Origin of the sequence: Kitasatospora sp. NPDC059973, assembly GCF_042737525.1 — a bacterium.
In the GTDB taxonomy this organism is placed as follows: Bacteria; Actinomycetota; Actinomycetes; order Streptomycetales; family Streptomycetaceae; genus Kitasatospora.
The window spans coordinates 39,230-50,852 of record NZ_JBHWUI010000018.1 but is presented as its reverse complement, the minus strand read 5'-3'; the positions used below and the strand labels follow the sequence as shown (position 1 = coordinate 50,852).

Here is an 11,623-nt window from a genome sequence, read left to right as displayed (position 1 = left end):
TTGGGGGCCCGCACGTGAGCCGGGCCTGAGTAGACGATGCCCCCGGAGAAACACTGGTCATGGCCGCACAGCTGCCGTACCTGGTCGGCCACACTGAGATCGCCGCCCTGTTTGGCATCGAGCGCCAGACGTCTCAAAAGTGGCGGACCGACGGCATCCTCCGCGAGCCCGACATCATCGCGTCCGGAAACCCCTACTGGTTGCTCGCCACGGTACTTCAGCTCCACGGTCACAGTGGTCGGGAGATCACCGAAGGGCGGCTGTCACAGTACAAGGCGACGATCCCGGGGGGATACAGTCTCGCGGACCCGAAGGATCTTCCGGCGGTCGTCGGGAGCAAGGAAGCGGCTCTCGTGCTGGGGGTCGACGAACGAGCCATTGCTCGATGGCGAAACCGGCGAACGATTGCGGACGAGGACCTCAAGCTGTCGGGGTCACCGCTCTGGCTGCTCGACACGCTCATCGCTGATGCTCAAGCCCGCGGCCGAACGGTTGACGCAGAAGCACACGCAAGGCTGCTCGCCGGTGAGCGGCTGAGTCAGAAGCCGCGAGGCCGAAAGGCAGCCTCGGGAAATTAGTCAGGCAGGACGCCGCGGCCGGGGACGTCGATGACGTTACGTCATACACCAGCCGGAGTCGCACAACCCGTCGTCGTCGACGACGGCGACTGGAGGCTCCACTGTTACCGCCTCGGCCAGCGGACGGCCGTAACGGGTTAGGTACACCGGATCGCGGCCGAGAGCCTTCCGGCGGCGGTTTACCAGTTCCTCGATGCGCACCGACTTGGCGAAGAGCTCGGGCTCCAGCGACCGTTGACGGCGCCAATCCCCTACGGTGCGGAATGGGCAGAAGAAGCACGAACTCTTCGGAGGGACGGGAAGCCCCGCTTCCTCGATGAGGCGCACACAGTCCGTCCTCCGAAGCCCGAGGTCCAGGAGCGGATACTCGATCAGCTCATACGGCTCGCTACGCCTGCGATTCGCACGGTGGACCTCGTCGACGGAGATTCCGATGCCCACGTGCGCCGGTGCACCGGTCGTGGCTCCGTGTTCGCGAAGCCATCGTCCGATCACCTTGATCTTGAAATCGGCTGTGCAGGACCTCCTTCCCGGCGCCCCGTTCGCCATGCGCACGGGGATCGGAATGGAACGAGTGTCGGGTCTGCTGAGGCGCTGTACCAGCGTTTCGGACTCGCCATCGCGCCGCACCCGTCGGAGCTGCCTGAGATCGATCCCGGCGCTGGCAGCGAACGGAACCGCGACATCTCGCACGTACGCGAGTGTGGCCGGGTGCTCACTATCGTCACCGACGTTCGCGAACAAGAACGTCGGGTAGTCGATTTTTCGGCGAGCTGCGAGGACGAGTAGCGCGGTGGACTGAACGCCGCCCCCGTATGACACCGCTCTCAACGGACCGGCCGTCCAGTCGGTAAGCCCGGACATCGCATCTACTGACGGTTGACCCATGGAGACTCCCAGGTTGATCACTCGAACCTGAGATACTCTATGGATGATGATCAAATAAATCAAGTGTTCATCTCGCGTGACTCGATGTCCCGCACCGCCGATCCCTTGGATGGCGAAGCGGGACATCGAGTGGACCTGCGAGTGCGCAAGGCGGCTGCCCGGCTTGGCGCTACCGACGGACTGTCTCAAGGTGCTGGCCCGGCGACGGGGTCGGCCGCCAGCTAGCTAGCGAGCGCCCGTGGTCGCGGGCCGGTCATGGCCGGGCCGGGCCTGTGGGTCGGCCAGGGGGTTGCGGTCGAGCGAGATGTGTCGGTGTCGACCGCAGGTCATGCCCTGTGAATCTCCAGACTGGTCGGCGGCCGGCCCCCTTGATAGTGCGCCCGATTGATCGGATAATGCGCCGGGGGTGTCGGTATTTGTGGCGATTATTCAGTCTCGCCCATGGTTGATATTGCGGGCGGGGCTGACTCATGTGCATGGCCGCGAATTTGCGACTCGCCGATTTGGATGTCTCGGCGGCGGGTCTCTTCCGCGTGTCGAATGATGATTTCCTCCATGAGATCAAGCTGAAGGCCATCCTTTCGATATTTCTCTAGGAGGCGGATTGCGTCATATCGAAATGACCGGACGGCGTTCCCCTCTGTAAACGTCCGTGGCTTATCTGCCATGGCCTGCAAGGATCGTCTGCGCTCCGCACGGTCCCAGCCGGCGAGCCATGTGGCAGCTGCGCTCTCAGGGATCCCGCACGCTCTCACGAAGGAGCCTACGAATCTCCTGGTCGGCACGCGGCGACCCTTCAGGACGCCGTGGATCGTGCCGCGAGAGAGCCTATCGCCTGAGCTTTGAGCGAGGCGCTCCAGCTCTCGCAACGATAGTTCTCCCATCGCTTGATGAAGTTCGATCAAGGCAAGGCGAAGCGTGGCGTGGTCTCTGATGTACTCGGGCCGCATTGGCTGAGGCGAGCTGACCCCGCGCCCAGCCGCCCGTGCCCTCTCGTGCCGTGCGCGCTTCCATAATTCACGGCCGGGTGTGGGATCAACTCTGCATACCGCCGCGAACGCTTCCACGATCTCCAACGTGGGCACAGTCTGGCCCGAGGCTGCGCGAGAGAAAACGGTTGCAGAAAACGGGGCCTGCTGGGCCATCTCGCGATATGTCAGTCCGGACTGGCGCTTGTGTTCGCGGAGCCAGAGTGCCAGCTGAGCCCTGTGGTGCCATGCACCTGCGTGGAGCTTTCTCTGGGGTCGGCCCATCTTGGCCGCCTCAGCGACGACGACCACGGGGCAGGGTCGCGATCTCCCTGGCCGCTGGCATCGCAATGGCGACCGCACCGGCCAGCAGCTCAAGGGTGCTGGTGGTTGGGGTGCCGGCGAGAGCCAGAGCCGCGGCGAGGAGCACGATCACAAGCACGATGACGACTGGAGCCGGCTGGAGCATCCTTCGGTTGCGCCAACGGGGCGTCCCGGTGGAGCAACGGAGCCGGGTCAGGTTCTGGCGGTTGTTCTTCATCATTTCCTCCCTGGCGGCGAGGCGGGCTGGAGCGGTCGACCGATGCCAACGCGTCGGTCCGTCAGGCCGCCTGTGTGTCCACGATCCTGCTGCCGGGGAGGCTGCTCCAGCAATGATGATCATGGTCCGGGTGGTGCGTTGATGTGGGTTCGTCTCAAAGCGGGGCGAGCGTCCAGGATTTTTTGAAGCATGATCGAAAATGGGGGCGCTGACACATCTGCCCAGGTCGGCAGATTTGATCTTGCCGAGCCGGCCGGAGTTGATGCGCATTCGTCCGCAGCATCGGGCAGGGCCCTCGCTGAGCTGAGACAGGGGCGCCTGGGCGTCGGTACGTCCACAGGCGCCGTCGCGTTCAGCAGGTCGAGCCGACCAGTTCCGACCGCAGACAGGCGACAGACCTCGGGCCAGGCTCAAACGGAAAGCGAGAGCCTTACGCAGCGCAGCGCGCGGTGGCCGGACGGTCAGCCATGCGCTGGGTCTCGGCCTGGTCGAGGGCGCTGCCGTGTACGGCTCCCGCCCTCCTTCGGGCTGGCACGGGCTCAGGCATCCGGCGCGCGGCTGGGCCGGCGGCGATGGAGGCGACCTCGCAGCGGGCATCCGCACGGTCAAGGGCAGTGGCCAGGGCGACGACGGCGTCGTCAGCGGAGTCCTTGAGGAGGTGCCCGTAGAGGTCGACGGTGATGGCAAGGTTGGAGTGGCGCAGCGTCTTGGACACGACGGCCAGGGGGACGCCGGCGGCGATCATGATGCTGGCGGCGGTGTGCCGAAGATCGTGCAGACCGATCAGGGGGAGGCCGAGTTCGCCAGTCCGCTTGCGGAGTTGGTCGAGGACCCACTGGGGCCGAAGGGGCTCGCCGTCCGGGCGGGCGAAGACCAGACCTTCGAGGCGGCCGTCGGGGTGGGCAGCCATCTGGAGGGCGGCCTGGCGGTGCAGGGCGGCCATGACCCTGGAGGATAGGCTGATCCATGTGCGGCTCGACTCGGTCTTGGGCTCGCCGAGGCGGATCTTCCCGTTGTTCACGGCGGTCAAGGTCCAGCGGACGAAGAGCTGGCGGTCCATGAGATGCACATCTGACCAGTGCAGAGCCAGGATCTCGCCGCGGCGCATGCCGGTGCCGAGCATGACCTCGAACAGGTCAGTGAGGCGGTCGGCGTAGTGCTCCGCGCTGTGGCGTAGGAACGCTGCAGCCTGGTCGGGGGTCCAACAGGCGCGTACGGCGGCACGGGGCTTGGCCGGCACGGAGTACTTGGCCGGGTTGTAGCGCAGCCGCCACGTCCGCACCGCGTGGTTCAGCGCGTTGCGCAACATGGCCACCGCATGGTGAACGGTGGTGCGCCCGCGGCCAGCAGCGAGCTGCGTACTCACCCAGGTGTCGACGTGCTTGGGCCGCAGGTCGAGCAGCAGCATGCCGCCGAACGCCGGGACCAGGTCGCGCTCGATGCACGCCCGATAGCCGGCCCACGTGTTCGGGGCCAGCGCCGGCCGCTTCGCCTCCAGCCACTCGTACAGGAACAGCCCTACCCGCAGCGTCCGGTCCTCGAACACACCCCGGTACTCGGCATCCAACACCCGCGCCATCTCCCGAGCCGCCTCCGCCCGGCTCGCGAACCCGCCCCGCCGCCGAGTCCTACGCTTGCCCTCCTCCCGCGCCAGGTCCACCGCGTACGTCCACCGGCCGTGAGAGGTGTCGGCGGCCAGTTGCGGACACCACGAACCCAACTGCTTCCCGCTGCTCCCGTTCGTGCAGCCGCACCGCCGGTACACCCTGCCCCGCTTGGGACGCTGCGCCATGGGCTCCTCCTCGAACCGATTGGTGATGGAGTGTCCAGAGTTACGGAGTGGAGGGTATGGCGGCAGAGCGTGCGGGGCGGGGCGTGGAGCACAGGCAAGATCGGCCGGTCGGGACACGCGCCCGGCGACACACCGCGAGGGTGATCACGGAGCACGTGCGGTGGGTAGAGCAGCTTGATCGCGCAGCATCGGCCCGCACGGGGTCGCTGCTCGGAAGGGTTGCCGGGGCGCTGAGGAGGCGGTCTGTGCACGCCGGAGCCAAGATGGCTGTAGCCATGGCCGTGAGGGCGCTGGTCAGCTAACTCGCAGCTCACGCCGCCCGTTGTCGCCAGCGTGCGATAGCTTTCGGATGGATTCTGAGTCGAGGGGGTTCGGTGACCGACGGTGCGCATGCGGCCGAGTTGCGAGAATACTCGTTGGAGGTGCTCGGGGACTCGCTGGGGATGAAGCGCTGGCGGGGGCCGGAGCAGTTGCGAGCAGCCTCGTTCAGCACCGCGCGGGACTACGCCGGTCGCTTCCTGCTGGAGCTGCTGCAGAACGGCCACGACGCGCACCCGAGGCAGCGGCACGACGGTCGGGTGCACGTTCTCCTCGACGAGGACGACGGCGAGTTCGGCACTCTACTGGTCGGCAACGGTGGCACCCCCTTCACCTGGGCCAGGGTCGAGTCGGTGTGCAACCTGGCGATCAGCGAGAAGGTGATCGGCGAGGGCATAGGCAACAAGGGGGTGGGGTTCCGGAGCGTCCTGCAGATCACGGACGCACCGGAGATCTACAGCGCCCGCAGCGAGGGGACCGGCCCGGCAGTGCTGGACGGCTACTGCTTCCGGTTCGCCTTGGAGGAGGAGCTGGCGGCTCTGCTGGGGGACCGGGAGGCCGCCCGGCGAGCGGTGAAGAAGCTGCCACCGTTCCAGATTCCCTACCCGGTGGCTGAGGTGCCGCAGGCCTGTGCGCAGCTGGCCGAAGCCGGGAGCGTCACGGTGGTCCGGCTCCCGCTGCGCAATAGGGCCTCGCTCGATGAAGTCCGGCGCCGCATGCAGGAGTTGGCTTCTGCCAAGGCTCCGGTGATGCTGTTCCTGGACAGGCTGTCCAGTCTGGTGCTGGAGCGGCGCGTCGCCGGTGCGGTGGAGACCGTCAGCGAGCTGACCCGCGTCGAGCGGTCACTGAAGCCAGCTGCCCCCTCCTCGGTCGTCGGCACGGCTGCCCTTGCCGTCTCGCTCGCTGAGGTCGATCTCGGCCCGGCTGGGCTCTTCGTGATCGCGCGTCACACCGTGGACGACGAGCGCCTCCGGTCCACCGTCGAGGAGGCGGTCAAGGAGGGCCGACTGGACGAGTCCTGGCGGGAATGGGCCGAGCCGGCAGTGGTGGAGGTGGCGCTGCCGGTGGCAGCCGCCAGACCGAGGCGTGGGCAGACCTTCACCTTCCTGCCGTTGGGGGAAGAAGTCCTTGCACCTTTTCCCGGCCACCTCAACGCCCCCTTCTACACGAAGATGGACCGCACCGACCTGGACCATGAGCACTCCCTGAACAGGCTGCTGTTCGAAGTGGCGGCCGAGACCTGTCTGGCAGCGTCCGAGCAGCTACGAAGGCTGCCAGGGCCGCGGATGCGGCAGATGGCGGTGGACCTGGTGAGCTGGGAGTCGACGGGCCCGACCGCGAGACTGCTGCCGGCGGCGGCCCGGCGCGTGCACGACCGCGACTTGGGCGAGGTAGCCATCGTGCCGGCGGTGCGGATCGAGGGGGCTCCACAGGAGGCCGGCTGGACGACACCGCGGAGTGCCACTCTCTGGCCGGAATCCGAACTCGCCCTGCTCACACCGGAGAAGGCACACGCGGCCGGGATCGCGGTGGTGGATCCGGAGGTCGGCACCGAGCGGCTCAGGCGACTGGCGGCGATGTGCCGAGCGCTGAGGTACCCGCTGGATCCCCCGCGGTCGGTGCTGGCGGACCTGGTGGAACGGATCGTGGCCACGATGCCGCTGCCCCGGGCTGGCGAGTCCGTCCGGGACTGGGAAGCCCTGTACGCGGACCTCGCCACGCTCTTCGAGTACGACGGGGAGGTGCTGCGCGGCCGGAAGATCCTGCTGGCCGAGGACGGGACGCTCCGGTGCGCGAACGGCGGTGGCGACAACGATAAGCCAGGGCAGCGGGAAAAGCGGCGGCAGGCGTTCTTCCAGCCCGGAAACGTCGAGCGGGCTGACGAGGGGACGCTCGCGGTGCCCGCTGTGCTCGGCAAGCGGCTCTTCTGCCTGCACGCGGATCTGAGCTGGGCCGAGAACGACGACGGTGGGCGCCGGCAGCGGGTCCGGTTCTTCCTGCAGTCGGCCGGTCTCGTCCGGCCGTTCGACGCCAAGGGCCTGCTGGAGCATGTCCGGCTGGCTCTGGTCGAGAGTGCGGATCAGAAGCTGCGTCTCCAGGCCCTCCGGTTCGTTTTCCGGCTGTGGCGCTCGAGGCAGTTCGCAGGAGAGCTGGCGCTGTCCTCGGTGGGCCTCTACGTACCCTCGGCCGACGGGGCGCTGATCCGGGCCTCTGGGGCGGCCTTCGGCACAGGATGGACGGGCACGACCGGGGACGATCTTGCAACGGTGGTGGCGGACGGGCGTGAGCTGTCGTCCGCGCTCCGGTGGATCGCGAAGCGCCTGATCGCGCCGCCGGAGACACTGGCGAAGCGGGGCGAGACCCTGGACGAATGGCGCGACTTCCTGACCGCTGTGGGGGTCACCGACGGACTGATACCCGTCGTCACGGAGGGGGCCAGGCGGCGTGCCAACGGCGGCGCTCTGACGACGGCCAACCTTCTCAGGATGGCGAACCTCCCGAAGGGGGTCGACGAGCAGTGGGAGCAGCACCTGGAGCGACGATGGTCCTCCGCGTGGTACCCCCAGACGCCCTATAACGGTGGCCACGCCTATCGGCTGCCGGGCCAGGAGGTCGTGGGGCAGCTCGGCGAGGCGGCCCGATTGGCGTACGCCCGGCTCGTGCTGCGAGGGCTGGCGACGTGGACGCCGGAGCGCTTCAGGACGGTCTGGACGAGTGAGAGCAGCCGCAAGACGAACCACGAGTACGTGCGGACGCCGCTGGAGGCTTTCGTCCACCGGCAGCCTTGGCTGCCAGTACGGGGCGCCGACCGCGCGGTTCGCTGGGTGCGCCCAGCCGAGGCCTGGTACTGCCCGCCTGGAGCGGAGGAGGAGCCCGCCTTCGCGCCGACGGTCGACCGGCGGCTGCGCCAACTGCTCGAGCCGAAGCCGGTCCGCGACCGCCTGGGCGAGGCTGGCCTGCCCACCTGGGGTGAACCGGAGGACAGCGCACGCCTGGTCGCAGCACTCGGCCGGTTCCTGGAGGACGGCGCGGTCCGAGGTGACGACTGGCCGTTGGCCCAGCGTGCCAACGAGCGTGCCTGGAATGAACTCGTCGCACAGCCCGACCCCGAACTCCCGGAGGACGGCGTCCTGCTCGCCGAAGCCGGGGACCGGATGGTGGCTGTACCCCTCGCCGACCTCGTCGACGACAGCGCGGTGCTGTACGTCACCGGTGACCGGGACAACCTGGCCGCCCGCCTGATCCGCGAGATGGAACAGCCGTTGCTCGTGCTTCCCGGCATCGCCCGGCAGGTCTGCGACCTGCTCGAGAAGACCTGCCCCGGTGCGGTCCGAGCCGTGGACTCCCTGGAGTTCGCGGCGACCGTCGACGGCGAGTTGGTGGACCCGGCGGTCATGGGCGAGCCGCTGGCTGACGAGTTCCCCTGGCTGACCCTGGCGGTGGCCGCACTGGCCGACCACGATCCGCACGCGCCCCGGCCGAGCGACACCGCCCTTGCCGAGCTGACGGCCGCGCTCCGTGAGGTTCGACTGCATCGCTACACCGACTGGGAGGTCACCCTCGACGAGGAGCCGGTCAGCGTGCCGGACCGGCTGGACGGAGTGTTGCCACTGCCCGATGCCAAGCACCCGCTACTGCTGACCCGGGAGAGCGACCGAAGCTGGCGAGAGGTCGCCCGGGTTGCGGTCGCGATGGCCGACCTGCTCGGATACCGCAGCTTCGGCGACCGGCTACAGCTGGCCGCTCTTAAACTCGGGGACGCCCACGCCGACCTGCGGGCCCCAGCGCAGGAGGAACTCGCCAGAGCCCTCGGCCTCTCCGCCCACCAGCTCGAACAGACCGGCCGCCGGATCGACGGAGCCGTCAGTGGTGTCCTGCAGCGGGGCTACCCGCTGCTCGTGCACCTTCTCGGCCGGCCGAAGGCCGACGAGCTGACCGAGCCGACGCCCCGGGACACCCAGGACCTCACGGCTGCGCTGCGCTCCTGTGTGAGCGAACTTCCGGTGACGGCGGAGCAGTTCGTCGATGAGGCCCGCGCGGCCCGGTCGACCGACGAACTCAGGGCGGCGCTCGGGATCGATTTCGGCGCGCTGAACCACACCCTGGCCGCCCTGGCTCCGCGTTACCAGCCGATCAGTCACGGCGAGGCGCACGAGGAGGCGCTCCGGGCGTTTGTGGACCTGCACCGGAAGGAGCTGCTGAACCGGCTCCGCTGGTCGGCCCTGGGAGAGTTCGACGCCAGGCGACCGCTGGCCGACTGGCCGGAGCTCCGTACCCTCGACTGGATCACGGCGCCTTCGGCCTGGGCCCTCGACGTCGACGTCGTGAATACCGGACTGCTGCGGGCGCAGGTCGAGGATGCACTCGTCGTACGGTTGGGAGGGCCGGTCCCGGAGGAGGGGGACCCGCTGCCGCCGATCGACCACGCGCGCGGCCGGAACAAGAGCGTGATCGCGGGCAAGGCGGAGGACCTCGTCGCCCTGGTGACGGCGTCCGGCCGGACGCTGCCCGACGCGCTGTCGGCCCTCGACCCGGGAGAGGAGGTCACCGCCCGGCTGGAGGCGGCAGGTGCGCTCGATTTTCGACTGCTGGGCCCGGACGATGTGGTCGCCTGGCTGGCCGCGCTCGGGCAGTGGCCGGGTGACCTGCCCTGTACGGCGGACCTCGACCGCCATGGGCTGACTCCGGAGGACCTGGACGAGGTACGGAACGAGGCGAACCGGGCCCGTGCAGCGAGGGAGCGCGCCCGACGGCTCATCTCGGTGGGGAGCCGGGAGCTCGATGTGCACTCCGGCGACTTCACCGAACTGACCGCTGTACTGCGCGAAGCGCTGGAGGCCCGGCCCGAACTGGTCGGCGGTCGTCACCACTTCGCCCAGCTCACCCCGGTCGCGCCGCGGAGCGGGGGGAGCGGCGCGAGGCACCGTCTGGGCGGCGGCCGTGGCCGGGCGGACAGCGGACTCTCCCAGGCTCAGCGGACAGCGATCGGTTACGCGGGCGAGTGGTATGCCTACCACTGGCTGTGCCGACAGTACCCCGGCACCGACGAGAGCAGCTGGGTCTCCACCAACCGTCGCGGTGCGTTCCCGGGCACACCGGGGGACGATGGTCTGGGCTTCGACTTCCGGGTCGGCTCCGGCAAGCAGCCCCTGATGTTCGAGGTCAAGGCGACGCAGGGGCAGGGCGGACAGATTGAACTCGGGGAGAGCGAGGTCCGGGCAGCCCAGCAGCATGCCAGCCACGACCGTTGGCGGCTGCTGGTGATCACCTCGGTCCTCGACTCCGAAGGGCTCCAGGTGCACATGCTCCCCAACCCCTTCGGCGCGCGGGGACGCGGGTACTACCGCGAGGAGGGCGGCGCTTTGCGCTTCACCTACCACTTGTGATCCGGGCAGGAGAGGCTCGCGATCGACTGGGACGCGCGCTGGCGACACGCCGCGAGGGTGACCTCGGAGCCCGTTCGGTGGGTAGGGCAGCTTGATCGCGCAGCATCAGCCCGCACGGGGTCGCTGCTCGCAAGAGAGGGCCGCGGGTCGGGAGAAGGCGTCCGCCGGTCGGCCGTGGATTGTTGGGCTCGTACAACACGGAGCACGCACGGTGCGGTGGTGGCGAGCCCCAGACCGGCCTTCGGAATGCACGATGGCGAGCGTCAATAATTTCCCTGAGCTCGAAGGGGGTGAGGGATGCCGGGATTTATGATGGGTATTCTCTGCCTGGACTTCGGTCGGGTCGGATTGATTTCGCCCGGCAGTGCTGGACGCCTGAGCGGTGACTTTCTGGGCGATCCGCGGGAATCACTGGAACCACGGTCGGAGTGGCGCTACCCTGGAGACATGAACGCCACTCGGACCCTCTGTCAAGCCCCTGACCTGGGGACCAGCTGGGGACCACACGTCATGCGCGCTGCCGCACGAGGTGCGCGAAACATGCTCATCTGCACACGCACGACGTGCGTGCGGGCGCATTTCAGGCAGGAATAGGGGAACCCTTCCTGACTGGGGGTCAAGGGGTCGCAGGTTCAAATCCTGTCGTCCCGACCAGCAATTTCGCAGGTCGGAGGCCGTTCTTATCGAAATGATGAGAACGGCCTTTTCCTTTGTGGTCGCAAGGTGGTCGTGAACGCTCGTTCACACCGCCTCGCTGAGCACGTCTCCGGAGGCCTGGCCCCTCTGGCCTGGTTGTGACGGGGCATTTGTTCATTCGCTGGGAATCCGTGTGCCGTCGATCGCGGACCGGTCGCCTCTTCGGCGCTGAAATGGGCCCGGATTCGCAGGAAATGGGCATGCCGACAGAACCTGCGGCGTCATCTGTCGCGACGGGCGCACGTTTATGGGGTGTCAGCTGTGGGCCGGGAATCCCGGGTGCTTGTCGGCCCCGGAGGCCGGAGCGGCTCGGAACGCTGAGCCGACCTCAGGAGTGCGTTGGTCAGGCCGCGTGGCTGAAGAGCGGGTTCGGCGAGCCGACGTCGAGGTCGGTGGTGTCCCGGCCGCCTTGGGTGCGGGCCTCGACGAGGTGGAGCCTTGCTTCGATGGTGTTC

Annotated in this window: 6 protein-coding genes; 2 read left to right on the top strand and 4 right to left on the bottom strand. The window is 68.2% G+C overall.

The features are described 5' to 3' along the window. Positions 1-59 precede the first annotated feature (59 nt). A complete protein-coding gene (locus tag ACFWA9_RS07935) occupies positions 60-578 on the top strand; it encodes a hypothetical protein (RefSeq protein WP_380384381.1) in 519 nt (172 codons plus the stop codon). A gap of 36 nt (positions 579-614) precedes the next feature. Here ACFWA9_RS07935 and ACFWA9_RS07930 read toward each other — a convergent pair whose 3' ends face one another. From ACFWA9_RS07930 to ACFWA9_RS07915, 4 genes are all read right to left on the bottom strand, one after another. After that, entirely contained in the window at positions 615-1,592 is a 978-nt protein-coding gene (locus ACFWA9_RS07930; RefSeq protein ID WP_380384379.1) for a phosphoadenosine phosphosulfate reductase, read from the bottom strand. Between the two features lie 299 nt (positions 1,593-1,891). Next, on the bottom strand, positions 1,892-2,719 hold the full coding sequence (locus ACFWA9_RS07925; protein ID WP_380384429.1) for a helix-turn-helix domain-containing protein: 828 nt from the start codon (positions 2,717-2,719) through the stop codon (positions 1,892-1,894). A 10-nt stretch (positions 2,720-2,729) separates the two neighbouring features. After that, a complete protein-coding gene (locus ACFWA9_RS07920; RefSeq protein ID WP_380384376.1) occupies positions 2,730-3,245 on the bottom strand; it encodes a hypothetical protein in 516 nt (171 codons plus the stop codon). Between the two features lie 160 nt (positions 3,246-3,405). After that, complete coding sequence (locus tag ACFWA9_RS07915; protein ID WP_380384374.1) at positions 3,406-4,767, bottom strand: tyrosine-type recombinase/integrase; 1,362 nt, start codon at positions 4,765-4,767, stop codon at positions 3,406-3,408. Between the two features lie 374 nt (positions 4,768-5,141). On the opposite strand from ACFWA9_RS07915, the gene ACFWA9_RS07910 reads away from it, so the two are divergent. Then, entirely contained in the window at positions 5,142-10,472 is a 5,331-nt protein-coding gene (locus tag ACFWA9_RS07910; RefSeq protein ID WP_380384370.1) for a sacsin N-terminal ATP-binding-like domain-containing protein, read from the top strand. Positions 10,473-11,623: the final 1,151 nt, after the last annotated feature.